The 25,944-nt window shown below is 57.2% G+C and carries 26 protein-coding genes, 1 tRNA gene and 3 pseudogenes; 19 read left to right on the top strand and 11 right to left on the bottom strand.

Features of this window, described 5'->3' with window-relative positions; genetic code table 11:
• Positions 1 to 159: 159 nt before the first annotated feature.
• Positions 160 to 279 (top strand): annotated as a pseudogene (locus tag IEX01_RS21635) (LysR family transcriptional regulator); the annotation flags it as partial.
• A gap of 5 nt (positions 280 to 284) precedes the next feature.
• Here IEX01_RS21635 and IEX01_RS19230 read toward each other — a convergent pair.
• Positions 285 to 1,268, bottom strand: coding sequence for a LysR family transcriptional regulator (locus IEX01_RS19230; protein ID WP_024556794.1), 984 nt, complete (start codon positions 1,266 to 1,268; stop codon positions 285 to 287).
• 111 nt (positions 1,269 to 1,379) lie between these two features.
• On the opposite strand from IEX01_RS19230, the gene IEX01_RS19225 reads away from it, so the two are divergent.
• The 10 genes from IEX01_RS19225 to IEX01_RS19180 all read left to right on the top strand — a co-directional run bounded on the left by IEX01_RS19225 (position 1,380) and on the right by IEX01_RS19180 (position 11,193).
• Positions 1,380 to 2,603 (top strand): argininosuccinate synthase-related protein, encoded by a 1,224-nt coding sequence (locus IEX01_RS19225; RefSeq protein ID WP_024556793.1) that lies wholly within the window; start codon positions 1,380 to 1,382, stop codon positions 2,601 to 2,603.
• Between the two features lie 8 nt (positions 2,604 to 2,611).
• Entirely contained in the window at positions 2,612 to 3,355 is a 744-nt protein-coding gene (locus tag IEX01_RS19220) for a 2OG-Fe dioxygenase family protein (RefSeq protein ID WP_024556792.1), read from the top strand.
• 3 nt (positions 3,356 to 3,358) lie between these two features.
• Positions 3,359 to 4,258, top strand: coding sequence for a DMT family transporter (locus IEX01_RS19215; RefSeq protein WP_048887597.1), 900 nt, complete (start codon positions 3,359 to 3,361; stop codon positions 4,256 to 4,258).
• A gap of 242 nt (positions 4,259 to 4,500) precedes the next feature.
• Positions 4,501 to 5,217, top strand: a complete 717-nt coding sequence (gene paoA / locus IEX01_RS19210) for an aldehyde dehydrogenase iron-sulfur subunit PaoA (RefSeq protein WP_308423987.1) — start codon at positions 4,501 to 4,503, stop codon at positions 5,215 to 5,217.
• On the top strand, positions 5,214 to 6,164 hold the full coding sequence (locus tag IEX01_RS19205) for an FAD binding domain-containing protein (protein WP_188724377.1): 951 nt from the start codon (positions 5,214 to 5,216) through the stop codon (positions 6,162 to 6,164). Before paoA ends, IEX01_RS19205 begins: the two co-directional genes overlap by 4 nt.
• 4 nt (positions 6,165 to 6,168) lie before the next feature.
• Positions 6,169 to 8,367, top strand: coding sequence for an aldehyde oxidoreductase molybdenum-binding subunit PaoC (gene paoC, locus IEX01_RS19200; protein ID WP_188724376.1), 2,199 nt, complete (start codon positions 6,169 to 6,171; stop codon positions 8,365 to 8,367).
• Between the two features lie 90 nt (positions 8,368 to 8,457).
• A complete protein-coding gene (locus IEX01_RS19195) occupies positions 8,458 to 9,417 on the top strand; it encodes an XdhC family protein (protein WP_308423986.1) in 960 nt (319 codons plus the stop codon).
• Complete coding sequence (locus tag IEX01_RS19190) at positions 9,417 to 9,992, top strand: nucleotidyltransferase family protein (RefSeq protein WP_188724375.1); 576 nt, start codon at positions 9,417 to 9,419, stop codon at positions 9,990 to 9,992. The genes IEX01_RS19195 and IEX01_RS19190 overlap by 1 nt, the downstream gene beginning before the upstream one ends.
• A 102-nt stretch (positions 9,993 to 10,094) precedes the next feature.
• Positions 10,095 to 10,232 carry a phage polarity suppression protein gene (locus tag IEX01_RS21870; protein ID WP_373289699.1) on the top strand — a complete coding sequence of 46 codons (138 nt, stop codon included), beginning with the start codon at positions 10,095 to 10,097 and terminating at the stop codon, positions 10,230 to 10,232.
• 283 nt (positions 10,233 to 10,515) lie between these two features.
• Entirely contained in the window at positions 10,516 to 11,193 is a 678-nt protein-coding gene (locus tag IEX01_RS19180) for a hypothetical protein (RefSeq protein ID WP_188724373.1), read from the top strand.
• A 72-nt stretch (positions 11,194 to 11,265) separates the two neighbouring features.
• Here IEX01_RS19180 and IEX01_RS19175 read toward each other — a convergent pair whose 3' ends face one another.
• The 3 genes and pseudogenes from IEX01_RS19175 to IEX01_RS19165 form a co-directional block, all read right to left on the bottom strand.
• On the bottom strand, positions 11,266 to 12,291 hold the full coding sequence (locus tag IEX01_RS19175; protein ID WP_188724372.1) for a ParA family protein: 1,026 nt from the start codon (positions 12,289 to 12,291) through the stop codon (positions 11,266 to 11,268).
• A gap of 22 nt (positions 12,292 to 12,313) precedes the next feature.
• A pseudogene (locus tag IEX01_RS19170) lies at positions 12,314 to 13,479 on the bottom strand (tyrosine-type recombinase/integrase).
• 161 nt (positions 13,480 to 13,640) lie between these two features.
• A tRNA-Sec gene (locus IEX01_RS19165) sits at positions 13,641 to 13,735 on the bottom strand.
• 290 nt (positions 13,736 to 14,025) lie between these two features.
• Here IEX01_RS19165 and IEX01_RS19160 point away from each other — a divergent pair.
• Positions 14,026 to 14,103 (top strand): annotated as a pseudogene (locus tag IEX01_RS19160) (MFS transporter); the annotation flags it as partial.
• On the opposite strand, the gene IEX01_RS19155 reads toward IEX01_RS19160, so the two are convergent.
• Positions 14,103 to 15,020, bottom strand: coding sequence for an alpha/beta hydrolase (locus IEX01_RS19155; protein WP_188724371.1), 918 nt, complete (start codon positions 15,018 to 15,020; stop codon positions 14,103 to 14,105). The pseudogene IEX01_RS19160 and the gene IEX01_RS19155 overlap by 1 nt on opposite strands.
• Positions 15,021 to 15,233: 213 nt before the next feature.
• Here IEX01_RS19155 and IEX01_RS19150 point away from each other — a divergent pair, with 213 nt between their 5' ends.
• Both IEX01_RS19150 and IEX01_RS19145 read left to right on the top strand, forming a co-directional pair.
• The gene (locus IEX01_RS19150) at positions 15,234 to 15,476 is read left to right on the top strand and encodes a ribbon-helix-helix domain-containing protein (protein WP_188724370.1); all 243 of its coding nucleotides are present in this window, start codon (positions 15,234 to 15,236) and stop codon (positions 15,474 to 15,476) included.
• A gap of 3 nt (positions 15,477 to 15,479) precedes the next feature.
• Positions 15,480 to 15,854: a type II toxin-antitoxin system VapC family toxin gene (locus tag IEX01_RS19145; RefSeq protein ID WP_048887608.1), complete on the top strand. Its 375-nt coding sequence runs from the start codon at positions 15,480 to 15,482 to the stop codon at positions 15,852 to 15,854.
• Between the two features lie 38 nt (positions 15,855 to 15,892).
• Here IEX01_RS19145 and fdhE read toward each other — a convergent pair whose 3' ends face one another.
• Genes fdhE through fdnG form a run of 4 tightly spaced genes read right to left on the bottom strand, consistent with a single transcriptional unit; the run spans position 15,893 to position 21,419 of the window.
• Positions 15,893 to 16,822, bottom strand: coding sequence for a formate dehydrogenase accessory protein FdhE (fdhE, locus tag IEX01_RS19140; RefSeq protein WP_024556777.1), 930 nt, complete (start codon positions 16,820 to 16,822; stop codon positions 15,893 to 15,895).
• Positions 16,819 to 17,454, bottom strand: coding sequence for a formate dehydrogenase cytochrome b556 subunit (fdoI, locus tag IEX01_RS19135; protein ID WP_024560315.1), 636 nt, complete (start codon positions 17,452 to 17,454; stop codon positions 16,819 to 16,821). Before fdoI ends, fdhE begins: the two co-directional genes overlap by 4 nt.
• Complete coding sequence (gene fdxH / locus IEX01_RS19130; protein ID WP_024556776.1) at positions 17,451 to 18,356, bottom strand: formate dehydrogenase subunit beta; 906 nt, start codon at positions 18,354 to 18,356, stop codon at positions 17,451 to 17,453. Before fdxH ends, fdoI begins: the two co-directional genes overlap by 4 nt.
• Positions 18,357 to 18,368: 12 nt before the next feature.
• Positions 18,369 to 21,419 carry a formate dehydrogenase-N subunit alpha gene (gene fdnG / locus IEX01_RS19125; protein ID WP_125454204.1) on the bottom strand — a complete coding sequence of 1,017 codons (3,051 nt, stop codon included), beginning with the start codon at positions 21,417 to 21,419 and terminating at the stop codon, positions 18,369 to 18,371.
• Positions 21,420 to 21,585: 166 nt separating this feature from the next.
• Here fdnG and fdhD point away from each other — a divergent pair, with 166 nt between their 5' ends.
• Positions 21,586 to 22,410 (top strand): formate dehydrogenase accessory sulfurtransferase FdhD, encoded by an 825-nt coding sequence (gene fdhD / locus IEX01_RS19120; protein ID WP_188724369.1) that lies wholly within the window; start codon positions 21,586 to 21,588, stop codon positions 22,408 to 22,410.
• A gap of 127 nt (positions 22,411 to 22,537) precedes the next feature.
• Positions 22,538 to 22,747 carry a YdgH/BhsA/McbA-like domain containing protein gene (locus IEX01_RS19115; protein WP_024556772.1) on the top strand — a complete coding sequence of 70 codons (210 nt, stop codon included), beginning with the start codon at positions 22,538 to 22,540 and terminating at the stop codon, positions 22,745 to 22,747.
• 36 nt (positions 22,748 to 22,783) lie between these two features.
• Here the strand turns inward: IEX01_RS19115 and IEX01_RS19110 are convergent, their stop codons facing one another.
• Together IEX01_RS19110 and IEX01_RS19105 are read right to left on the bottom strand one after the other, a co-directional pair.
• On the bottom strand, positions 22,784 to 23,107 hold the full coding sequence (locus IEX01_RS19110) for an AzlD domain-containing protein (protein ID WP_188724368.1): 324 nt from the start codon (positions 23,105 to 23,107) through the stop codon (positions 22,784 to 22,786).
• Positions 23,107 to 23,766 carry an AzlC family ABC transporter permease gene (locus IEX01_RS19105; protein WP_152526310.1) on the bottom strand — a complete coding sequence of 220 codons (660 nt, stop codon included), beginning with the start codon at positions 23,764 to 23,766 and terminating at the stop codon, positions 23,107 to 23,109. Before IEX01_RS19105 ends, IEX01_RS19110 begins: the two co-directional genes overlap by 1 nt.
• Positions 23,767 to 23,871: 105 nt before the next feature.
• Here IEX01_RS19105 and IEX01_RS19100 point away from each other — a divergent pair, with 105 nt between their 5' ends.
• From IEX01_RS19100 to IEX01_RS19090, 3 genes are all read left to right on the top strand, one after another.
• Entirely contained in the window at positions 23,872 to 24,420 is a 549-nt protein-coding gene (locus IEX01_RS19100) for a helix-turn-helix domain-containing protein (protein WP_024556769.1), read from the top strand.
• 134 nt (positions 24,421 to 24,554) lie between these two features.
• Positions 24,555 to 24,764 carry a YdgH/BhsA/McbA-like domain containing protein gene (locus IEX01_RS19095; protein WP_024556772.1) on the top strand — a complete coding sequence of 70 codons (210 nt, stop codon included), beginning with the start codon at positions 24,555 to 24,557 and terminating at the stop codon, positions 24,762 to 24,764.
• 106 nt (positions 24,765 to 24,870) lie between these two features.
• A complete protein-coding gene (locus IEX01_RS19090; protein WP_188724367.1) occupies positions 24,871 to 25,878 on the top strand; it encodes a substrate-binding domain-containing protein in 1,008 nt (335 codons plus the stop codon).
• Positions 25,879 to 25,944 lie beyond the last annotated feature (66 nt).

Genomic DNA, 25,944 nt, shown 5'->3' with positions numbered 1-25,944 from the left:
GAAAAGCGAGGCGGGAAAGGGTGTTTAACCATCTGATTTTTTGAACTATTTAAGGCGCGCTGGCGAGGGGGCGCGTGCGGCGTCTGGCCCGCCGCTTCAGATTAGTTTTAAAACGCCCGAACGGCAGCAAAAAGGGCGGGACGCACCCCTCCGGCAACGTGGTGTAGGCCTTTTCCCGGCTATTACCTGCAGTATCCCCGCAGAAAACAGCCCTCTGCCGCCTTTTCGCTGGTGGGAAAAGCGCTGGGAATTAACGCGCCGGGAAAAGAGCAATGCTAACGGCGCTATCCATTCAGCCGCTTCACCCCTTCCTGCGCAGGCGGGTAGGCGCGGGCGCGGCGGTTCAGGTCGCTGTCGGCAATTTTCTCGGCGAGAAAATCGATCAGCACCCGGCACTTCGGCGGCAGAAAACGGTTCGGGTGATAAAGGATCCAGGACATGCCGTAGTAAGAGGTTGTGTAGTCCCACTGCGGCAGCACCTCGACAATCTGCTTCGCCTCAAGCGCTTCGCGGGCGACAAACCACGGCAGGCAGCCAATGCCGAGACTGCTGAGCACCCCTTCGAGCCGCGCCCGGCTGTGGTTGGTGACATAGCGCCCGCGCACCGTCACATTAACCCGCTCCTGAGTATGCAGATGGCGGAATTTCCAGCAGTTATCGCCGGGGATCTCTCCAAGATAGAGGCAACTGTGCAGCGCCAGGTCGTTCGGGTGTTGCGGATAACCGCGCTTTTCAAGGTAGGCGGCGGTGGCGCAGATAATATGGCTGACCCGGATAAGCGGGCGCGCCGCCAGCCCTTCAGGCGGGGTATCGGTAATGCGCACCATCAAATCGAGGTCATCGCCTATCAGGTCTACAGGACGATCGGTGAGCCTGAGTTGCACATCCACTTCGGGGTAGCGGTTTAAGAACTCCTCGATATGAGGCGCTATCAGCCGCATGCCGAACGCGCGCGGCGCGCTGATTTTTACCATTCCCTGCGGCGCTTCGTTGATGCGCTCCGCCAGCTCCAGCACCAGTTTCGCCGACTGCACCATCTCGCAGCAGCGGGCGTAAGCGTCGGTGCCGGCCGCAGAAAGCTTAAGCCGCCGCGTGGTTCGCTCCAGCAGCTTCACCGACAGCGCCTGTTCGAGGCAGGCGACCTGGCGGCTAATGGACGATGCCGTGGTGCCGAGCTGTTCCGCCGCGGCGGAAAAACTGCCCGTCTCCACCACTTTCACAAACACCGCCATATACGGCAGCAGCCCCATGTATTGATTTGTTCTCATAGCGCAAGAGTCTTGTTTGTTTACCCCGATTATTCACCGAAGCGGGATAGCCCATAATCGCCCCGTGGCACGTCACAGAAAACCGACATTCACCCTGTAAGGAAAGCGATAATGAAGCGTTATCAGCAAGTACGTAGCCTTGAAGATCTCTCTTATGTAGCCCGCCAGTCAAAGCATATTCTGACGTTGTTTAGCGGTGGCGTTGACAGCAGCTACCTGCTTTACAAACTATCGCAGACTGGTTGCAAAGTCACCGCGCTTACCGTCGATCTCGGCGATGGCGTGGACGCCGACGACCTGCGGCACATCACCGGCTTTTTTAACGTCGACTTAAAAATTATCGATGCGCGTGAGCAGTTTGCGCGGGAGTTCATTATCCCGGCTATCCGTGCGAACGCGCAGTACATGGGCATCTATCCCATCAGCTCATCACTTTCCCGACCGCTCATCGCCCGGCTGGCGGTGGAGATGGCGCAAACGCTCGGCTGCGACGCCATTTTGCATACTGCTAACCAGTCGCAAAACAGCCTGCGTCGTCTTAACGGCGCGCTGAGCCAGCTCAACTTCAACGGCTTTATCGGCAGCCCCTACGAATACTCGGCTTTCAGCCGCGAAGAGAAAATTCAGGCGCTGGCGCAGGCGGGGCTGCCGCGCTTTCAGGCGCGCGGCATCAGCGGCGACGCCAATATCTGGGTTCGCGAGTACGAATCCGGCGCGCTGGATAACCCGGAAGATTTCATGATGCCGGAAGCGCTGTTTAAGTGGACTTCCTGCCGCAGCGCTCAGCCGGACGAACTGCTCTCCGTCTGCTTTGAGCGCGGCGCGCCGGTGGCGGTAAACGGGCAAACGTTGCCGCTGCTGACGCTTATCGAGCACCTTAACGCGGTTGTTGGCCGCCACGGCATTGGCCGCTTCAGCGGGCTGGAGCACCTGGAAGGCGGCGAGAAGGTGCTGGAAGTGCGCGAAGCTCCGGCGGCGATGCTGCTGATGGCGGCGTTCCGCCACCTTGAAACCGCCACGCTGGATGCCGCGCTGCTGCGCCAGAAGCTGGCGCTGGAGCAAACCTGGGTGAACGAGGCGATAGAGGGCCGCTGGTACGGCATGCTGGCCGCCTCTCTCGCCGCGTTTATCCGCACCAGCGCCGAGGCGGTGAGCGGCACCGTGTTCTTCAACCTGCGCAGCGGCGTGGCGGATCTTGCCGCCATTAAAGCGCGCGACCCGCTCTACCTGACCGATCGCGACGGCTGGGAAAAACAGATTGCCCGCGTGCGCGGCAGCCGTTCTCTCGCCGATCTCTCTCCCTCTTTGACGCCTGCTTACTCATTAACTGCCTGAGGTGAACCATGGAAACAATCAGTCAATATTACGCTCTGCCGACCTGCTCGATTAACCATGCGGCGCAGGCCATCAAAAACGACGGCTGGATTTTCATCGCAGGCGAAGAGCTGAAAGACGACCTGGAGCTGGGCGAAGAGTATATCTCCTCGTTTTCCCGCTACTGGGACTCGCTGGCGCGTGATGAGTTTATGGCGGATAACGGCACCTATCGTTACCGCCGTTACAGCCAGTTTGAACTGCGCGACCCGGAGGGCGAACTCAAGCTGCTGGCGCACGAGCCTTACTCGCAGCCTAAAAACATCAACACTTTAAACGGCGGCGTCGATCGCGTTTATCCGCCGCTGGAAGAGGGGTTTATCAACCATCCGCTGTTTATCTCTATCCTGCGCGGGCTGGGGCGCGTCTTTAATCAGGCGGAGGGGGAAACCTGCCGGTGGCGCATTCGTCTGCACCCTTATCGCATCCTGACGGACGCCGAAGAGACCGGCAAGCCGACGCCGGAAGGGCTGCATCGCGACGGCGTGGATTACATCGCCATGATGCTTATCCGCCGGGTGAACGTGTCGGGCGGCGTTACCACCGTGACGGACAACGCCCGCAACGTGCTGTGCACCAAAACGCTCAGCCAGCCGCTGGATGTGATTGTGGCCGACGATCATCGCGTCATGCATGAGGTCACCCCTATTCTGTGCAGCAAAGGCTCGCAGGGATATCGCGATGTGCTGGTGATTGCCTGGGAGCGGGAATAAGCGATGAGCGTTCAATGTCAGGTGCAAAATACAACCTTACGCTACGCCGACTGGATGCTGCTGGCGGTGGCCGTGGTCTGGGGAACCAGCTACGGCATCGCCAAACAGGCGGTGTTGTTCTACCCGGTGGTCGGCTTCTTGTGCATTCGCTTTATGCTGACCTTTTTTATCCTGCTGCCCACGCTGAAAAACTGCTGGCGGCAGGCGACCGGGCCGGGGCTTGTACTGGGCGCGGTGCTGCTGGCTATTTTTTTGTGTGAAACGTACGGTGTGGCGCATACCACCGCCAGCAACGCCGCGTTTCTGATAAGCCTTTGCGTGGTGTTGACGCCTTTCGTCGAATGGCTTGTCTTTCGCAAACGGCCGGAAAATACCGCGTTCATCGCGGCGGGGGTATCGCTGTGCGGAGCGCTGCTGCTGACCGGGAACCTCGCTATCGAGATGAACACGGGCGATGTGCTTATCCTGGGCGCGGCGCTACTGCGGGCGGTAATGGTGTGCCTGACGAAGAAATTGATGCAGCATCGCAACGTGCCATCCCTGGCGCTGACGGCGGTGCAGACGGGCGTGGTGGGAGCCGGTTCGCTGATCCTGCTGCTGGCGACGCAACACGGCATTCCGCCGCTGCCGCAAAATATCAGCTTCTGGGGCGCGACACTCTATCTGGTGGTGTTCTGCACGCTGTTCGCTTTCTTCGCGCAGAATTACGCGGTGAAGCGCACCACGCCGACCAATGCCTCATTGCTGATGGGCACCGAGCCGCTGTTCGGCGCGCTGTTCGCCGCGCTCTGGTTAGGGGAGAAATTAACCCCGGCGTGCTGGATTGGCGGGTTGCTGATTGTCGGCGCCTCGCTCTGGGCCACGCGTCCGCGTCAGAGCAGGGCGGTTCCGGTGGGTAATTGACGAATGAACAGGGCGCCGCAAACGGGCGCCCTTCAGCTTCTTTTTTTCTCTTTTCATCATTAAACCGTTGCGGTTTAAACGCCTGTTTCTACGCATTTATACCTTTTCCTCATAGCACTAATTACCTTCCCGCCGCCAGCGCCGACTATTATTAACTGTTCGTTATAAAAAAAACCGCGCGATACAGCAGCGGCGAGCGTGCCTTTTATCCCTTTCACTTTAAAAGATACTGGAGGCCTGGCATGAGCAACCAAGGCGATGAAGATAACAAAGGACATCCGCAGGATGCGGGCGTTTACAGCAACGCGCAGGCGATCGGCGAGGGCGATTTTAGCCTGACGCGGCGGGAGCTTATCAAAGCAGGCGCCGCGACGGCGGCGACGGCAGTTTCTGCGAAAGCGACAGCCGCGTTCGCAGGCGAAACGCCGGTAACGCCCGCCCCGGAAATACTGCCCTTGCGGCTGAAAGTGAACGGTGAAGTGCGGCAATTGGCGGTGGACACGCGCACTACGCTGCTGGATGCGCTACGCGAAAACCTGCAACTCACCGGCACCAAAAAAGGGTGCGACCACGGCCAGTGCGGCGCCTGCACCGTTATCGTGGACGGGCGGCGCATTAACGCCTGCCTGACGCTTGCCGTGATGCACCAGGATGCGGAAGTCACCACCATCGAAGGACTCGGCACCCCGGACAACCTGCACCCGATGCAGGCGGCGTTTGTGAAACATGACGGCTACCAGTGCGGCTACTGCACGCCGGGGCAGATTTGCTCTTCCGTCGCGGTGCTAAAAGAGATAGAAGCGGGCATCCCAAGCCATGTCACGCTCGACCTGGTTTCCCCTCCTCAAATGACGGCGGACGAAATACGCGAACGTATGAGCGGCAATATCTGCCGCTGCGGCGCCTATTCCAACATTCTTGCCGCGATTGAAGAGGTTGCCGGAGGGGAGAAATCATGAAGGCTTTTACATACGAACGCGCTGCCACGCCTGCCGACGCGGCGGCCAGCGCTAAGCAACATCCGGGCGCAAAGTTTATTGCGGGCGGCACCAACCTGCTGGACCTGATGAAGCTTGAGATTGAAACCCCCGTCCACCTGATAGACGTGAACGGCCTGGCGCTGGATAAGATTGAGCCGACCGCCGAAGGCGGCCTGCGGATAGGCGCGCTGGTGCGCAACACCGATCTGGCGGCGGATGAACGCGTTCGCCGCGACTACGCCGTGCTTTCACGGGCGCTGCTGGCGGGCGCTTCGGGCCAGCTGCGAAACCGCGCGACCACTGCCGGCAACCTGTTGCAGCGCACCCGCTGCCCCTATTTTTATGATACCAATCAGCCCTGCAACAAGCGGCTGCCCGGCAGCGGCTGCGCCGCACTGGGAGGCTACAGCCGCCAGCTTGCGGTGGTGGGCGCAAGCGACGCCTGCATCGCCACCCATCCGAGCGATATGGCTGTCGCCATGCGGTTGCTCGACGCCGTAGTGGAAACCGTGAACCCGGACGGCAGCGAGCGCCATATCCCGGTAGCGGACTTTTATCGCGCGCCGGGCAACACGCCGCATCTGGAAACGGTGCTGGCGCCGGGGGAATTTATTACCGCCGTCACGCTGCCGCCGCCGCTCGGCGGCACGCATATCTATCGTAAAGTGCGCGATCGCGCCTCTTACGCCTTCGCCCTGGTCTCGGTGGCCGCCGTAGTGCAGCCCGACGGCACAGGCCGCGTGGCGCTGGGCGGCGTGGCCCATAAGCCCTGGCGAATAGAGGAGGCGGACGCTCAGCTCGTTCACGGCGCGCAGGCGGTATATGACCGGCTGTTCGCCGACGCGCAGCCGACGCCGGAAAACGAGTTCAAGCTGACACTGGCGAAGCGCACGCTCGCCTCGGTGCTGACGGAAGCGAGGGCCTAAGCGGATGAAATTTGATAAACCGGCACAAGAGAACCCGATTGACCAGATGAAAGTGGTGGGCCGCCCGCATGACCGTATCGACGGCCCGCTGAAAACCACCGGCACGGCGACTTACGCCTATGAATGGCACAAAGAAGCGCCGAACGTCGCCTACGGGCATGTGGTGGGGTCCGCCATCGCCAAAGGCCGTATCACCTCAATGGATATTAGCGCGGCGAAAAACGCGCCCGGCGTGCTGGCGGTGGTCACCGCTGACAACGCGGGGCCACTCGGCAAAGGGGAGATGAACGCTGCAACGCTTTTGGGCGGTCCTGAAATCGAGCATTACCATCAGGCCATCGCCGTGGTGGTGGCGGAGACGTTCGAGCAGGCGCGCGCGGCGTCAGCGCTGATTGACGTGCGCTACCGCCGCGAGCCGGGCGCGTACGATCTCGCCCGGCAAAAACCTGGCGTGACGGAACCGCCGGACGATACGCCGGATAAAGTCGTCGGGGATTTCGACGGCGCGTTTAACACGGCGGCGGTGAAGCTCGACGCCACCTACACCACGCCGGACCAGAGCCATATGGCGATGGAGCCGCACGCCTCAATGGCCGCCTGGGAAGGGGACAAACTCACCCTCTGGACCTCCAGCCAGATGATCAACTGGTGGAAGGGCGACCTTGCGAAAACGCTTAACATCCCGGAAGAGAACATTCGCGTGCGCTCGCCCTATATCGGCGGCGGTTTCGGCAGCAAGCTGTTCTTGCGCAGCGACGCCCTGCTGGCCGCGCTCGGTGCGCGTGCGGCGAAACGGCCCGTTAAGGTAATGCTGCCAAGGCCGTTTATCCCTAACAACACGACCCATCGCCCGGCGACGATTCAGCGCGTGCGCATCGGCGCTGAAGAGAGCGGGCGCATTACCGCCATTGCCCATGAAAGCTGGTCCGGCAACCTGCCGGGCGGCCCGACGGAGACGGCGACCAACCAGACCGAGCTGCTTTACGCCGGGGCGAACCGTCACACCGGGCTGCGTCTGGCTGAGCTTAGCCTGCCGGAAGGCAACTCCATGCGCGCCCCCGGCGAAGCGCCAGGGATGATGGTGCTGGAGATAGCCATCGACGAGATGGCCGAACGGCTGGGCATGGACCCGGTGGAGTTTCGTATTCGCAACGACACCCAGGTGGACCCCGCGAAACCGGAGCGCTTCTTTTCTCGTCGTCAGCTGGTGGAGTGTTTACGTACGGGTGCGGAGCGTTTCGGCTGGAACCGTCGCAACCCTAAACCCGCGCAGGTGCGCGACGGCCGCTGGCTGGTGGGGTATGGCATGGCGGCGGGCTTTCGCAACAACCTGCTGACTCCGTCCGGCGCGCGCGCGCTTCTCGATTCACAGGGCGTGGTGACCGTTGAGACGGACATGACCGACATCGGCACCGGCAGCTACACCATCATTGCCCAGACCGCCGCCGAGATGATGGGCGTGCCGCTGGAGAAGGTCGTGGTGCGCCTTGGCGACTCTGATTTCCCGGTCTCTTCCGGTTCCGGCGGGCAGTGGGGCGCCAACAGCTCAACGGCGGGCGTTTACGCCGCCTGCGTAAAACTGCGCGAAGCGGTGGCGAACACGCTTGGCATGGACGCCGGTACCGTGGAGTTTACCGACGGACAGGTTCGCGCAGCCGACCGCAGCGTGCCGCTGGCGGAGGCGGCGGCGGGCGGGACGATCTCCGCGGAAGACACCATGGAGTATGGCGACCTTGATCAGCAGTTCCAGCAGTCCACCTTCGCCGGGCACTTCGTTGAAGTGGCGGTGGATGCGGCGACAGGCGAGGTACGCGTTCGCCGCATGCTGGCGGTGTGCGCCGCAGGCCGCATTCTCAACCCGAAAACTGCGCGCAGCCAGGTGATTGGCGCCATGACCATGGGGCTTGGCGGGGCGCTGATGGAAGAGCTGGCGGTGGATACGCGGCTCGGGTTCTTCGTTAACCACGATATGGCGGCTTATGAAGTGCCGGTGCATGCCGATATCCCCGAGCAGGAGGTTATCTTCATTGAAGACACCGACCCGATCTCCTCTCCGATGAAAGCCAAAGGGGTGGGCGAGCTGGGCCTGTGCGGCGTCAGCGCCGCCATCGCCAACGCCATTTACAACGCCACGGGCGTGCGGGTGCGGGATTACCCCATCACCGTCGATAAGCTGTTGAACGGGTTGCCGACTCTGGTTTAAGGAAAACGGTGGCTGGCGGCCGTGCGCCGCCAGCCTTCAGGGTAAACCGTAGCGCGCGTAAGGCGCGCTTCACTGAAGGATGGAGAAGAGGTGCTGCAACAATCCCCCCTTATCGAACAAACAAGCCCGGCGCCGCGTAATCCGCAACCCGCTTTTTTGACCGACGACAGCGCAGAGATTTTGCGCTTTGCGGCGGAGGCGCTGAACGCGGGCATGGCGGCGGCGCTGGTGACGCTGGTTGAGATCCGCGGCGGTTCGTCGCGCCCGCTGGGGGCGCACATGGCCGTGCGCGAAGATGGCCTCTGCTGCGGTTTTGTTTCCGGCGGCTGCGTGGAGGCCGCCGCCGCTTTCGAAGCGATGGAGGTGATCCAGTCCGGCGAAGACCGCATGGTGAAGTATGGCGAAGGCTCGCCCTATTTCGATATCGTGCTCCCCTGCGGCGGCGGCATTACGCTCAGCATGCATAAACTGCGCGCCGTGCAACCGCTGCTGGCGGTGCTGAACGCCATGGCGCAGCGCCAGTCTGCCGGGCTTCGCTATAACCCTCAGTCGCAGACGCTGGAGAGCGTGCTTTCGCAACGGGAGACGGGCTGGAGGGGCGCAGATTTTGCGGTGAGCTACCGCCCCTGCACACGGGTTATCGTCTATGGCCGCTCGGTGGAAGCGGCGGTGGCGGCTAATGTCGCCCGGGCGGCGGGTTATGACGTGCATACCAGCGACGGCTTCGATCCGCGCACCACTTTCGCGCTGATGGATGCCGACACGGCGGTTATCCTGCTCTACCACGATCTCAACCGCGAGCTGCCAGTATTGCAGGCAGCCCTGGCCGCCAGGCCGTTTTACATCGGCGCGCTGGGCAGCCGCCGGACCCACGACGTGCGCATGCAGCGGCTCGCCGGGCTTGGCTGGAGCGAGCAGGAAATAGCGCGAATAAAAGCGCCGATAGGCATCTTCCCGAAGGCGCGCGACGCGCACTCGCTGGCGCTCTCTGTGCTGGCGGATGTGGCGGCGGCTCGCCTTACTCACGCAAGCAATGAGGACGCAGGATAATGGTTGCGGCAGGCGAACCGGTCATCATTATTCTGGCCGCCGGAAAGGGGGAACGGTTTCTCGCTTCCGGCGGCACAACCCACAAACTGGATGCGCTGCTGCACGGCAAAGCGGTGTTGCAACATGTGCTCGACGCGGTGAAAGCGTCGGGCCTGCCGTGGCATCTTGTCAGGCCGGAAGGCGGCACGCGCGGCATGGGCGAATCCATCGCTATGGGCGTGCGCGCCACGCCTGATTCGCCGGGGTGGTTAATCCTGCCAGGCGATCTTCCTTTTATTCAGCCCGCCTCGCTGTTGCGCGTGGCGCAGGCGCTGAAAGCGCACCCGGTGGTTGTGCCGCACTACCAGCAAAAGCAGGGCCACCCGGTAGGGTTTCAGCGGCACTATTTCGCGGAGCTTGCCGGGCTTTGCGAAGACAGAGGCGCGAAAGCCGTTGTGTGTGAGGCCAGAGAGAAAAGCGACGTGCTGGATTTGGCGTTAAAGGATGCGGGTGTGGTACAGGATGTGGATGTGGTGGGGGATTTGGGGGAGATGGAAGGAGCATCGTCAGAAGATAAAAAGGGCCGCGAGTGCTAACGGTTCGTCAGCCTCAAATTGGATAAAAGGTGATGATTACATTGGAATAGCAAAGCGCTAAATAGATTCACATTCGGAAAACGGTGACTAAAATCATGTGAAATTGAAACCACTGTTCCCCTTGCACCGGAGCTGATGAACCTAAACGGCAGGCCCGCGCTGATAAAAAATCGTGCCCTCGAATATTACGCAGCGTATCTTCGTGATGCGCTGGCCGCCTGGCTGGAAAAGAGTTCATAAATTAATTATGCCGCCCCGTAAACGCCCACCCGCGCCAGCGCGGCCTGAGCCTGTAAATGCACCTGCATTAAAACCGGCCCCTTTAGCGGGCAGGCGAGGCGGGGAAAGCATTGCGCGCTGGCCTTACATCTAATAACTTTGGGTTAAATTAAGTCATAGGGGCAATGAAAGCTTTGTGAGACACAGTTATGCTATGATTACTGCAATTGTGAGTTCATCATTCGGGATTAGTACCATTTTCTTGTGTAATATAAAAATATCGGTAAATTCACTCTGAAAATATGTGAAGAAAATAATTATAACTCTATTCTTAGGGGGGGGTGTGTTGATTCCTGATGATTTGGACGAGGATGTTTATCCAGATTGCTGCTGGACTTATATAGGGCAAAAGGATTATTTGAAACCTAACAGTTACTTACAAGATGCAATTGATGATTTGAATTCAGGAAATGAACGACGAAATCTGAATAATGCAGTGCGAAATGCAAAATCGGCATTACATATGAGAGTAGATATTCTTTGTCGAGCTTTTTGTGGTGACGAATACTTCCAGAAAAATCTAAGAAACTTTCCAAAAAAGATGGATTTCTTAGAAGGAATCGGAATGGTTAGACCTAGAATAATAGATAAAATAAATAAGATAAGAAATGAAATTGAGCACGAGTATAGAGATGCAACTCTTGAGGAAGCAGAAGATTTCATAGATATAGTTTTATTATTTATAGAAGCAACTAGATATCTAAATTCAAGGTTTCCATGTGAGGCTGACTTCCATGGGTTGGCAGTTTCAGATGAGGTTTATTTAAGGAAGATAGTATGCAATTGGGATGGTGGAGAATTACTTTTTTACTATTCAAAGCAAGAGCCACGCTGGCTTGATAACGTGGAAACTTACTCAATAAAAGTAGGTGATTATAGATACGCTCTGTGGGTAAAATTCATTCTAGATCATTGCGATTGATATGTTATTTATCCTAACTCACTAAAGTAAGCATTTTAGACCGAGCTGAACGTAGCCTCGGTCTAAGTATTATCAATTGGCCAACGTAGCAACTGATTGGGCTAACCCATTAAAATTATTGTTGAACTCTTTCCTGTTTTCTTTCATTGTATCCAGTATTACTCCATTTTGCTCTATTTGTGCATCCGAGAGAGCAAATACCGGAGTGCTATGTTTTTGAGATTGAGCAATTAGCGAGTTAAAATCTGAAATATTCGCCAAATTAAAAGGTTCTTTTGACGGGCAGGCATTTTCAAAATCAGCAGCCGAAATTGACATATTTATAGGATTTAATGCTGGTATTAATGTGTTAGTGACTTCATCTTTGATTATATCAATCCATCTTTGAAAAGATTTTACTGGTAAATTGTTTCTTGGACGATACTTCTGAGATATAAATCCGATGAATTTCGGCGGTTTGATAGGGAATGGATATAATATTTTACTATCTCTAAAACTATCTATTTCGCTGTTCCATCTAGGAAGGACTTTCGCGAGTGACTTTATTGCCTGAGCACAGAAGAAATCTGGTGATGTAGGAACTATAAAATAGTCACTGCACATTAAGAGACATTCATTTAATGCACCAACGCTGGGACTCATGTCAACAAGGACATAATCAAATTTATGTTTCCGTGCTGTCTCGCGCAAAAAAGCACCGATGCTGCCGGGGATATTTCTAATTGCGGGGATGGCAGCGCTGGTTGTCAGCGCAACTCCAACCTGTGTTTCAATTTCTGATAAGTAGATGCTACCACACAATAAACTTAAATTTGGATTTGTTGTGGCTAATGGGTCGGATGGAATAACTTTTCCTAAAGAACCATCTACAACAGGTTTGATGCAACTATAAATATCACAGTTTGGATTATTTTTATAGATTTCATCAAAGTCATCAGTGGTCGAATAGCCCAAAGCTAAGGCTGTCAAATTACATTGTGGGTCAGCATCAACTATTAAAACTTTATAGCCAAGATTAGCTAGCATCCATCCCATGTTAAAAGTCGTAGTTGTCTTACTAACACCACCTTTATGATTAAACAAAGATATTATTTTCATTCGAAATCCTTAATAGAAATTATTACTTCAAAAGATAGTTGCTATACCACTGAAGCATTGCCCTTCTTCTTTCAAGGTATTGAGCATGGTTATATGTTCCTCGGATACTATTTTTATCCACATGTGCAAGTTGCATTTCAATCCATGAATTATCAAATCCCTGTTCATGTAGGATAGTCGACATTGTGTGTCTAAATCCGTGACCTGTTGCACGACCTTTGTAACCAAGCAGTTCAATGACTTGTGTCATACTTTCTTTCGAAATTGGTTTGCTGCGATTGTTCTTTCCAATAAAAATGTAAGGATAATGGCCAGTGATGGGTTTGAGCTGATTAAGGAGTTCAATCACTTGGATAGATAAAGGTACGACATGCGGCCTGCGTATTCTCATCCATTCTGCTGGAATTTCCTAAATTGCATTTTCTAAATCAATTTCATCTCACGTAGAAAAGCGCATTTCCTGCATTCTTACACCAGTTAACATGACTATCTTAGTAGCATTTTTAGTAATGATGCTGCCGGTATAGGCTTCAAGATCTCGGATGAAATGAGGCAATTCTTCGGCGGATAAAAAAGGATGATGTTTTTGCTTCGGTACGGCCAATGCGATAGCAAAATCAGGGGCAGGGTTGTATTCAGCTCGGCCAGTTATGATCGCGTAGCGGTAAACCTCTCCACACCTTTGACGCACTTTCCGTGTTTTTTCCAGTGCTCCACGCTTTTCTATTCGTCGTAGTACTTCAAGCAATTCCAGAGGTTTGATTTCACCAATAGGCCGTTTACCAATGAACGGGAACACATCTGCTCGAATGCCTTAATGATTTCTTCGCGATAGGCCACTGTCCCGCGGTCAGCTTTGTTGGTGTGCCATTCTCGACATATGGCTTCAAATGAGTTCTCTGTTGAGAGTTGTTGTGCCAGCTTTTGGGCTTTTCGTTCTTCAACGGGGTCAATACCATTAGCAACTTGCTTACGGGCGGTGTCACGCTTCTCACGTGCTTTTGCAAGGCTTACCAAATCGTAGCTACCAAATGACATTAACCGCGCTTTCCCGGCAAAGCGGAAACGGAAACGCCAGCCCTTCGAGCTATCGGGATTGATAAGCAACGACAGTACTTTCCCGTCGTTCAATGTGTAGGGCTTGTTTTGAGGCTTCGCTCGTTTGATTAGTAGGTCTGTCAGCGGGATGTGTATAAGTCAAAACAGGTATAAAAAATCTATACACATCGCTATACCTATTTTTCATAAATTCAGGGAGAACGAGTCGGACTGTTACGGATACGTAATTTGATATCTCTATTGAAAATAAAGATTTTTTTAGATGGTCTGGGATGAGGGCGGAGGAACGTTGGCGGAAGATCACAGGAGTCGAACCTGCCCGGGACCGCTGGCGGCCCCAACTGGATTTGAAGTCCAGCCGCCTCACCGGAGACGACGATCTTCCGCGCCTCGATTGCTACATGGAGGCGGGCGCATTATAGGCGCGTTTCAGACTTCTACCAATACCCCGCCTCGCTCTTTTTTCTCACCCGCGTTGCAGCCGCTCATCGCCCGTTACACCTGGCTTTACGTGTTACCCGTCGCAACAAATTTATCGCTCGTTTCATCAACGAGTTACCACAGTCGCAGAAAATAAACGTAAGTGAATAACCAGAAAAGACACTTCCCGCGTCGCTTATGCGCATTAAAACCACTTAAGCGAAATTCCGTTCTAAGGTGATGAGGATGGCCTGAATGAACGAGCCAGCCTTATCAGTAAAAGAAAAAATTAGCTACGGCATGGGAGACGCCGCAAGCCATATCGTTTTTGACTATGAATCGCTATCGCGCGCCCGCCAGGCCAGGTCGCGCAGGAGATCGCGGGCGCTCTGGCTTACGCCGCCCAGCTGGAAAAATCCGTGAATAACACCCTGCCAGCGCTGCGAGGTGCAGGTAACGCCCTGCTGCGTCAGCCGGTCGAACAGCGCTTCGCCTTCATCGCACAAAGGGTCGAACTCGGCGGTAACGATATGCACGGGCGGCAGCCCGGCGAAATCGTCCCGCCAGAGGGGGCTGGCTTCCGGGTGCTGCCGCGGCGTGTTTTCCAGGTAGGCCTCATAGCCGGTAAGCAGCGTTTCGCGGGTAATGATGTAATCAAGCCCGTTGCGGGTGTAGCTTTCAAACCAGGCCGTGGCGTCCAGCATCGGGTAGATGAGCAAAAGCCGGGCCGGCTGCCAGATGCCGTGCGCTTTCAGGCGCAGCGCGGTCACCAGCGCGATATGTCCGCCCGCGCTGTCGCCTGCAAGCGTAATGGCTGAAACGTCCACGCCCAGCGCAGCGGCATGCTGCCGGATAAGAATGGCGGCGCGTTCCGCGTCGTCGTGCGCCGCCGGGTACCGGTACTCCGGGGCCAGCCGGTACTGCACGGCAATCACCCGGCAACCGCTGTAGAAGGCGAGCTGGCGCAGCGGGTTGTCATGGGTTTCAAACCCGCCGCTGACGAAACAGCCGCCGTGATAGTAAATTACCGTCGGCAGCGCGCCCGCGGCATGCAAAGGAGAGAAGATCCGCAGCCGCAGACCTTCCAGCTCCGCCTCTTTCACCTCAACCCGCTGCTCCGTCTCGCCGGCAAGCGAGGCGCTGGCGATATAACCCGCCCGCCGCTCGGCGAAGGTCTGGTTGCGCACCGACGGCCTTCCTGCGGCAATAAAGCCCTCCACCATCGCCGCAATGCCTTTTTCAAGCGCCATTTCGCTCTCCCTGAAACTGTATATCTATACAGAGTTATAGCCTGGCTGGGCGCAGGAGGGAACTGCCTGTTTCTGGCAGGTGTGGATTCTGGAAAACATCTCGCAAAAGGGAAATTGTGGTCTGGCGATGGGTTAACTTTTGCGTCATTGCTTCTTATTCTTTTGCCCGTTGGCGCTTTAAAAATAATCAAAAATGATATAGTGAGGTGATATATGAGCATGCTGATTGAGGATTTTATGGGACGTATTCTTCTCGATTTGCCTGACGATGCGCTTCGTCGCCTTGAACATCTGAAAGAACGTCGCAAGCTGCCGTGGGCAGCGTTGCTGAGGGAAGCAGTAGAGCAATATCTCGACAGGCAGAATCAGGACGTTGTGCAAAATGCGCTGGGTTTGTGGGGCGATAATGCGGAAGACGGGCTGGAATATGAACGCAAGCTGCGTGAGGAGTGGTAAGCCATGGAAGGACTGGCGGTATTCGACACCAATATCTTAATCGACCTTTTCAGCGGGCATACGCAGGCAAAGGAAGCGCTGTCTCGTTTTCCCGTTAACCGCGCCATTAGTCTAATGACATGGATTGAAATCATGGTGGGGGCGAAAAAACATAATCAGGAAGCGCGGACTCGCGAGGTGTTGGATACGTTTGAGATCCTGGCTATCTGCTCTGCAGTAGCGGAGCGCAGCGTGTTGCTCCGTCAGCAGCATGGGATGACGTTGCCGGACGCTATCATTCTGGCGACAGCGCAGGTGCATTCGCGTCGGTTAGTGACCCGCAATGTGAAGGATTTCGATGGGCTTAACGGCGTAACCATACCCTATTCGCTGCAATAACCCGCCCCCGGTAAGGGGACGGGAAAACGCAGGGAAATTTACTCCCCTTCGCCCGGGAACAGGAACGGGTTGATGGAGCTGCGGGCGAAGCCCTCCTGCTCCATGCGCGCGTCCAGCACCAGCGAGGCGAGGTCGTCCGCTACCGGCTCCACTTTCGGGTCCTTTTCCTGATAAAGAATTTTCAGGTAGGTGCCGCAGTCGCCGCAGCTTTCCGCTTTTACCGCCGCCTGTTCGCTCTCAAGCGACCAGTAGTTGAGATCGCGGGTTTGCTCGCAGTTGCTGCACTTCACGCGCACCACGTGCCACTCGGTTTCGCACAGGTTGCAGTGCAGGTAGCGCAGCCCCTGGCTTGAGCCGATGTGCACCATGCTGGAGACCGGCATGCTGCCGCAGACCGGGCAGAACTGGCGCTGTTCGCCATACTCGGCGCGCGCTTTGCCCGGAATGAGGCTCGCCATCTGCGACCAGTAAAGCGAAAGCGCCGCCCAGATAAACGGGGCTTTGTCGCTGCCGACGGTAGCGAAGTCTTCGTTGAACAGCGCGGTCGCCATCTCTTCCAGCTCCTGCGAGGAGGCTTTTTCGAGATTCTCGATAACGGCCAGCGCCGGGCCGCTCATCTCCGGCTTCAGCTCGGCAATCAACGAATGCAGCAGCTTCTGCCAGTGCGCGTCGCGCGGCAGCACGTGGATATCCAGCGGCGGCTTGCCCTTCTCAGCGGCCTCTTTAATTCGCGCCGTTAAGTCCATCTGCAGCGGGTGGTCATACAGCACCACCTCCTGCGCGTGGGCGATAAGGGCGGCGAAGCGCAGATAGTCGCCCAGCGGGTTTTTCTCTGCCAGCTCGCGCAGACGTTCAGCGCGGCGGTTATAGAGATTTTTCAGTCTGGGGAACAATAACGGCGGAATCACTTCCGCCGTGCGTTTATCGCTCTTCTCCAGCTGGTCTTGCGGGATGATGCGAATACTCATTCAGTCGATTTTTCCTGTTTACCGCGCACTTCACGGTACCAACGCGGGTGATGTCTCTTCGCCCATGTGGTGGTGACCCAGCCTTCAACCATCGCGGTGATAGTGCCTTTCACCCACAGAGCGGCGTAAATATGCACCATAATAACCACAATTAACGCCACGGCGGCAAATGAATGCAGCAACAGCGCGATGCGGATAACCGGGATCGGGAACGCGGGCGCGAAGTAAGGCCGCCAGATCACGACGCCGCTTGCCAGCAACAGCACGAGCAGAATAATCGCCGCCCAGAAAACGCATTTCTGGCCGAAGTTATAGCGCCCGGTGTCTCCCACTTCCTCGTTGACGACGATCTTACGAATATTCTTCGCCCAAAAGATATCATCCCGATTGATTAGGTTGTGGTGCCAGTAGCGGAAGAACATGATGATGAATGAAGCAAACATCACCACACCCACGAACGGATGCAGAATGCGCGCCAGCTGCGGCGTACCGAGGATGTTCATCAACCAGTTGAAGGAGGGGAAAAAGAACCCCAGCCCGCTCACCGCCGCCAGCACGAAGCAGAAGGCGGTGACCCAGTGGTTGATGCGCTCGGGTGCCGAGTAGCGCACGATGGTGTCACGTTTTCTCATTTGCGCACCTCGTCATCTTTCTTGTCGTGGAGGTTGTCTTCATCATCGTCAGCGCGGTTCGGACCTACGCCTACGTAGTGGAAGACGCTCGCGGCGAAGGTCGCCGCAAAGCCGATGGCGGCAAGCGGTTTCCAGATGCCTTTCCAGAACTTCACCGCTTCGCTTATCTGCGGGTTCTCCGGCAGACCGTGATAGAGATTCGGCTTGTCGGCGTGATGCAGAACATACATCACATGCGTGCCGCCAACGCCTGCCGGATCGTACAGACCGGCGTTGTCGTAACCACGGGTCTTCAGTTCCGCCACGCGCTCGCCTGCGAGGTTCTTCATGTCCTCTTTGGAGCCAAAGTGGATGGCGCCGGTCGGACAGGTTTTCACGCACGCCGGCTCCTGGCCCACGGTGACGCGGTCTACGCACAGGGTGCACTTGTAGACGCGGTTGTCTTCCGGGTTCAGGCGCGGAACGTCGAACGGGCAGCCTGCGATGCAATAGCCGCAGCCGATGCACTGCTCGGACTGGAAGTCGACGATGCCGTTGGCATACTGAATGATAGCGCCTTCCGACGGGCACGCCTTAAGGCAGCCCGGGTCGGCGCAGTGCATGCAGCCATCCTTGCGGATGAGCCATTCGAGTTTGTCGTTCTGCTCTACTTCCGAGAAGCGCATCACGGTCCAGGACTTGGCGGTCAGGTCCGCCGGGTTGTCATACACCCCGACGTTGTGCCCCACCTCGTCACGCAGATCGTTCCACTCCGAACAGGCCACCTGACAGGCTTTACAGCCGATGCAGGTGGTTACGTCGATAAGCTTCGCCACTTCCTGCTGGTGATCCCGCGCCTGAGGCGCGGGGGTGAAACCGTTAGTCGCGGAACGACGGATAATGTCTTGTGATTGATAAGCCATGAGTCGTCTCCGTTACACCTTTTCCACGTTCACCAGGAACGCCTTAAATTCCGGCGTCTGAGTGTTCGCATCGCCCACAAACGGCGTCAGCGTGTTGGCGATAAAGCCTTTCTTCGCCACGCCCTCGTAACCCCAGTGGATAGGAATACCGATGGTATCGACTTCCTTACCGTGGACGTTCAGCGTGCGAATGCGCTTGGTCACCACCGCCTTGGCTTTGATGTAGCCGCGGTTGGAAGAGACTTTCACCGTATCGCCCTGCGCGATGCCGAGCTTGCCGGCCAGCTTCTCGCCGATTTCCACAAACTGCTCCGGCTGTGCGATGGCGTTCAGCAGCGCATGCTTGGTCCAGTAGTGGAAGTGCTCCGTCAGGCGGTAAGTCGTACCTACGTACGGGAACTTATCCGACTTGCCCAGCGCTGCCGCATCGTCTTTGAAAATGCGCGCCGCCGGGTTGGAGATAACGTTCGGGTGCAGCGGGTTGGTGCCGATAGGCGTTTCAAACGGCTCGTAGTGCTCCGGGAACGGCCCTTCCGCCATTTTGTCGATGGCGAACAGGCGGCCCACGCCCTCCTGCAGCATGATAAACGGCCCGACGTTGCTGCCCGGAGGCGCCGTGTTGTAATCCGGAATATCCGCTCCGACCCACTTACCGTTCGCGTAGCTGAGCAGCTGGCGTTTCGGATCCCACGGTTTGCCCTGCGGGTCCGCCGAGGCGCGGTTATAGAGGATGCGGCGGTTCAACGGCCACGCCCATGCCCAGCCCAGCGTATTGCCAAGGCCTGACGGGTCGGCGTTGTCGCGGCGCGCCATCTGGTTGCCGTCTGGCGTCCAGCTGCCGGCGAAGATCCAGCAGCCGCTCGACGTCGTGCCGTCATCGCGCAGATGCGCAAAGGAGGCGAGCTGATTGCCTTTTTTCGCCAGCACGTTGCCGGTGACCGGGTCGATGATGTCTTCGAGCGCCTTGCCGTTGCTCTCCATTGCCACTTCTTCCGGCGACGGGTTCTCCGGCGTGGAGTAGTTCCAGCTCATGTTCAGCACCGGCTCCGGCGTCGCGCCGCCCTGTTCGGCGTACATCTTGCGCAGGCGCAGGAAGATGCCGGCCAGGATTTCGCCGTCGTTCAGCGCTTCGCCCGGGGCGTCCTGACCTTTCCAGTGCCACTGCAGCCAGCGGCCGGAGTTAACGATAGAACCGTTCTCTTCGGCGAAGCAGGTGGAGGGCAGGCGGAACACTTCGGTCTGAATGCTCGCGGTATCCACGTCGTTCTGCTCGCCGTGGTTTTGCCAGAAGGTCGCCGTTTCGGTGTTGAGCGGGTCGATGGTCACCAGGAACTTCAGCTTCGAGAGCGCAGCGACCACTTTATTTTTGTTCGGGAACGACGCCACCGGGTTAAAGCCCTGGCAGATATAGCCGTTCACCTTGCCCTGGCTCATCATTTCGAAATACTGCAGGACGTCGTAGCCCTTGTCCCACTTCGGCAGCCAGTCAAAGCCCCAGTTGTTCTCGGCTGTCGCTTTGTCGCCAAAGAAGGCTTTCATCATCGACACGAAGAATTTCGGGTAGTTGCTCCAGTAGTTAACCTGCCCTTCCTGCAGCGGCTTCGGCGTATTGCCGGCGAGATAGGTCTGAAGATCGGCCTGTTTCTCGCTTGGCAGCGTCATGTAACCCGGCAGGCTCTGCGTCAGCAGGCCGAGGTCGGTCAGACCCTGGATGTTGGAGTGGCCGCGCAACGCGTTCACGCCGCCGCCCGCCATGCCCATGTTGCCGAGCAGCAGCTGGACCATCGCCATGGTGCGAATGTTCTGGGCGCCAATGGAGTGCTGCGTCCAGCCGAGCGCGTAGAGGAACGACGCGGTTTTATCGTGCGCGCTGGTTTCGGCGATAAGCTCGCAGACTTTCAGGAAATCTTCTTTCGGCGTACCGCAGATATCCGACACGGTTTCCGGCGTGTAGCGGGAAACGTGGGCTTTCAGCATGTTCCACACGCAACGCGGATGGGTAAGGGTGGCGTCGCGTTTCGCGTAGCCGTTCTCATCCAGTTCGTAGTTCCAGGTGGTTTTGTCGTACTTACGGTTTTCCGCGTCATAGCCGGTGAACAGGCCATCTTCGAAGCCGAAATCTTCACGCACGATCAGGCTGGCGTTGGTGTAGGCCTCGACATATTCGCGGTTAACTTTGTTGTTGGTCATCAGATACAGCAGGACGCCCGACAGGAAAGCGATGTCGGTGCCGGAACGGATCGGCGTATAGAAATCCGCAACCGATGCCGTACGCGTAAAACGCGGATCGATAACAATCAGCTTCGCGCCGTTGTGGATTTTGGCTTCCATCGCCCAGCGGAACCCGACCGGATGCGCTTCTGCCGCATTCCCGCCCATCACGACGACAAGGTTGGCGTTTTTGATGTCGACCCAGTGGTTGGTCATCGCACCGCGACCAAATGTTGGAGCAAGACTTGCTACCGTTGGTCCGTGTCAGACACGCGCCTGGTTGTCGACGGCTAACATGCCGAGTGCGCGGGTAAATTTCTGCGATAAATAGCCGGTTTCGTTACTGGAGGCGGAGGCGCACAGCATACCGGTGGAGAGCCAGCGGTTGACGGTGGTGCCTTCGGCGTTCTTCGCGATGAAGTTGGCGTCGCGGTCTTCTTTCATCAGTTTAGCGATGCGATCGAACGCCTCTTCCCAACTGATGCGTTGGAATTTATCCGAGCCAGGGGCGCGGTATTCCGGGTACTTCAGGCGGCTTTCGGAGTGGATGAAATCCACAAGGCCTGCGCCTTTCGGGCAAAGCGCCCCGCGGTTTACCGGATGGTCCGGGTCGCCTTCGATGTGAAAAATGGAAGATTTCGCGTTTTTCGCGCCGTCGCCTAAGCTGTACATCAACAGCCCACAGCCGACGGAACAGTACGTACAGGTATTACGGGTTTCGCGGGTGCGCAGCAGCTTATACTGCCGCGTCTCCGCCAGCGCGACGCCTGGGGCAAAGCCCAGCGCAGCTGCCGTGGTGCCTGCCATACCGCCAGCGCAGATCTTAAAGAACTGCCTTCTGCTGACCTGCATGGGTCGCTCCTTGTTTCGACATTGTCACTATTGTATTTGTGGATTTTTTATTTTGCGGATGCCCCCGCAAAGGTTCACAATCGTGCTCGTCCCTCCGGTCAGGGAGGGAAGGGAGGCGACAGGATACCATAATGTTGCTAAGGCTGTTCCAGGCGGTTAAATAAAAGTGAATAAGAATCACCCGAAACTGTTACGAAACGTGACGGCGATCACCGCAGCGGCAGAGCGTTCGCTGTGGAAGCGCGACGATCTGACGCAGGCGCAGCCCGACTGGCTCGCTGAAGAAGTGCCGGTGGCGCTGGTTTATAACGGCATTTCGCACGTGGTCATGATGGCCTCGCCAAAAGACCTTGAGCTTTTCGCCTTAGGTTTCTCTTTATCGGAAGGGATTATCGAATCTTCACAGGAAATCTACGGCATGGATGTGGAGAAAGGCTGTAACGGTATCGAAGTGCAGATAGAGCTCTCCAGCCGCCGCTTTATGGGGCTGAAGGAACGCCGCCGGGCGATGGCGGGCCGCACGGGCTGCGGCGTCTGCGGCGTGGAGCAACTTAACGAGATAGGCCGTCCGGTCGCGCCGCTGCCTTTCACGCAAACTTTCCCGCTTTCCCTTCTCGACAACGCGCTGCGCCAGCTAAGCGATTTTCAGCCCGTAGGTCAGCTTACCGGCTGTACGCACGCGGCGGCCTGGATAAACGCTGACGGCGCGGTGCCGGGCGGGCATGAAGATATCGGCCGCCACGTGGCGCTGGACAAGCTGCTGGGCCGTCGGGCGCAGGAAGGGTGGCGCGAAGGCGCGGCGATGGTTTCCAGCCGGGCCAGCTATGAGATGGTGCAGAAATCCGCCATGTGCGGCGTTGAGATCTTATTTGCCGTTTCCGCCGCCACTACGCTTGCCGTTGAGGTAGCCGAGCGCTGCAATCTGACGCTGGTGGGCTTCGCCAAACCGGGAAGGGCGACCATCTATACCCATCCGCAGCGGCTTATATAGTATTCAAAAATTTTGACTTATTTCGGCAAATCCTTCCGCTTTTTGTTCAGCGAGTACAGGTCTACTATTACACACATCGAAGGCGAACAGCCTTCTCCCTGAACAAACTCACTGAAGGATTTACACCATGAACACTATCAAAACTTTTGTTGCTGTTGTTGCGCTCTCTTCTGCTTTCGGCGCTTTCGCTTCACAGACCGTGACCGCCACTGACACCACGCTTTCTGGCGCTGAAGCGCAAATCGCCGCCAAAGCCAAAGATGCCGGCGCGTCTTACCGCATCACCGAAGCGTTCAGCGGCAACCAGGTTCACATGACCGCTGAACTGAGCAAATAAGCAAAAACTGTCGAAAGAGCGCCTGCGGGCGCTTTTTTAGTTTACGCCCGCCAGACGCAGCAGCGCAGTGACCACTGCTGCCGCGATAATCACCACAATCAACGGCGCTTTACGCCAGGCCAGAAACAGCGCAAACGCCACCCCCAGCACCCGCGCCATGCCCGCGAACGTTTCCCCTTCGTAAAAGGTGGCCGCCAGCGCCACGGCGAATAACAACGTCGTGGCGGCATCGGAGAGCAGCGCCTGAGCGCGTTCAGAGAGCGCGAGCTTGTTGCCAAGCCTGGCGCCGCCAAAGCGCATCAGATAAGTGCCGACAGAGAGCACGGCTATCCCGGTAAGAATGAACCCTGTGCTGGCCATTATTTCTTCCTCGTCAGTAGACCGGCTAAAGAGAGCAGCACCGGCAGCCCCACTGGCGCAAACGGCACGGCGGCAAGCGAGATTGCCGCGCCGCTGCCGGCGCGGATAAGCGTGGTTTTTTTCTTCAGCGCAGGCAACACCAGCGCCAGCAGAATCGCCGGGAAGACCGCATCCAGGCCGATAGTTTCCGGCGCGGGCAGCAGCTTGCCTACAGCAACGCCGATAATGACCCCAAGCGGCCAGAAGAGCGCGACGCCAAGTCCGCACAGCCAGTAGGCGGCTTTGCGGGTTTCCGGGGTGGGTTGCGATAAACCGAACACCACGCTTTCGTCATTCATAATATGCGAGCCCAGCAGCCGGGCTGCGCCCTGACCCACCAGGTCGCGTACCGTTATGCCGAACGGCAAATGGCGCGCATTCACCAGCAAACCCGCCGCCGCGGCCGCCAGCGGACTGCCGCCGCTCGCCACGATGCCGATAAAAATGAATTCCGACGCGCCCGCCAGCACCGAGAGGGATAACAGCAGCGGCACCCATAGCGCAAAGCCGTACGCCATCGCCAGCGTACCGTAGGAAACGCCCACAACGCCGACCGCCAGACAGACCAGCAAAATAGCCCTTATAATGTCGCCTTTCAGGCACGAGAAGCGATGTATCAACATACTTTTTTCAGCCATAATGAACGAATGACCATTATAATGAACATCTCAGGTTCGTTTTTCAAGACGAACGATTGTTCTTTTTAACGAACGCTGGAGCATGACATGACGCAGCCGATAAGCGTAATCGCCAAAAGCCTGGTGCGCGAGCGAACCCGCGCCGGGCTTTCGCTGGCGGAAGTAGCCCGCCGCGCGGGCATCGCCAAATCGACCCTTTCCCAGCTTGAAAGCGGCAACGGTAACCCCAGCCTTGAAACGCTCTGGGCGCTGTGCGTGGCGCTGGATATTCCCTTTGCGCGATTGATGGAGCCGCAGAGTGCGAAAACGCAGGTGATCCGCCGTGGCGAAGGGCCTGCGGTTGCCGCGGAGCTGGCGGAATATAAAGCGATTCTGCTCGCCACCTGCCCGCCGGGAGCGCGGCGCGATATCTATCTGCTGCTGACCCAGCCGGGCAGCGAACGGCTTTCGCATCCGCATCCCGCTGGCTCCGTTGAGCATATTATCGTGACGCGCGGTCGGGCGTTGGTGGGGCTGACGGATGCGCCGGAAGAACTGAGCGCCGGGGATTACATCTGTTATCCGGCCGATCAGGCGCATATTTTCCGCGCGCTGGAGCCGGATACCGAGGCGATTTTAGTGGCGGAGCAGAACTGATTTTCTTAATTCAAAAATTTTGATTTATTACGGCAAATCCTTCCGCTTTTTGTTCAGTGGGTGCAGGTCTACTATTACACACATCGAAGGCAAGCAGCCTTCTCCCTGAACAAACTGACTGAAGGATTTACACCATGAACACTATCAAAACTTTTGTTGCTGTTGTTGCGCTCTCTTCTGCTTTCGGCGCTTTCGCTTCTCAGACCGTGACCGCCACCGACACCACGCTCTCTGGCGCTGAAGCGCAAATCGCCGCCAAAGCCAAAGATGCCGGCGCGTCTTACCGCATCACCGAAGCGTTCAGCGGCAACCAGGTTCACATGACCGCTGAACTGAGCAAATAAGCGAAAACCTGTCGAAAGAGCGCCTGCGGGCGCTTTTTTTGTTTTATGGACTCCATAAAGGCGATAGGCGAAACTAACCGGGTTTTCATCACGGACGCGCAATCGTATGTCGCTTAAAGCCATCGCCAAAGAACTCGGACTCTCTGTAACCACCGTCAGCCGCGCGCTGAACGGCTATGACGATGTTTCAAAAGAGACCCGGGGTCGCGTGGAGGCAGAGGCGCAGCGGCGCGGCTACCGGCCCAACACCTTCGCAAGGCGCCTGAAAATGGGCAAAATCGACGCCGTGGGGCTGGTTTTTCCGGTGCAACCGGCGCCGCTTAATAACAGCGTCTTCATGGAGATGGTGGGAGAGATAAGCCGCGAGCTGGCGCAGCACGAAGTCGATTTGCTGCTTATCGCCGATGACGACCTCGCTGACAGCCACAGCTATATGCGGCTGGTGCAAAGCCGCCGCGTGGACGCGCTTATCGTGGCGCACACGCTGGATGACGACCCGCGTTTGCAGGAGCTCCAGTCAGCCCGCTTCCCCTTTTTAGCGCTGGGCCGCAGTCGGCTTTCCCGTCCTTACGCCTGGTTTGATTTCGACAACTATGCCGGCACTTATCAGGCCACGCAGCGGTTGATTTCTCTCGGCCACCGGCGCATCGCCATGCTTGGCGAAAATAACACCCAGGCTTTTATTACCCAGCGCCGTGAAGGCTGGCGCGACGCCCTGCGAAGCCGTCAGCTCGATGAAAGCGGGCTGCGAATGCTGCCACCCACCCGTCGCGCGGGCTATAAAGCCACGCTCGATCTGCTGGCGCTGCCTGCGCCGCCCACGGCTATTATCACCGACTGCAACTCGCTCGGCGACGGCGCGGCGATGGCGCTGCAAACGCGCAACCGCCTGCATGGCGAGAACGCGGTTTCGCTGGTGGTTTACGACGGTCTGCCGCCGGACAGCATTGTGGAAACCGACGTGGCGGCGGTTATCCAGTCTACCCGCGAAGGCGTTGGCCGCCAGATAGCCGATATGGTCCAGCGTCTTATCGCCGGCGAACCGCCAGAGCGGCTTCAGGTGCTCTGGCAGCCCGATTTTCTTCCTGGCTCCACCCTGCATGCTCCGGCATGACCCCATACTGCGTTAACCCGTAAAATCCCGGCGCGATCACATAACCGAAACGTTTTGGTTGGCATC

The sequence above is a fragment of the Franconibacter daqui genome (assembly GCF_014644275.1).
In the GTDB taxonomy this organism is placed as follows: Bacteria; Pseudomonadota; Gammaproteobacteria; order Enterobacterales; family Enterobacteriaceae; genus Franconibacter; species Franconibacter pulveris.
The sequence above is the reverse complement of the archived record's forward strand: the minus strand, read 5'-3'. Positions and strand labels throughout refer to the sequence as shown.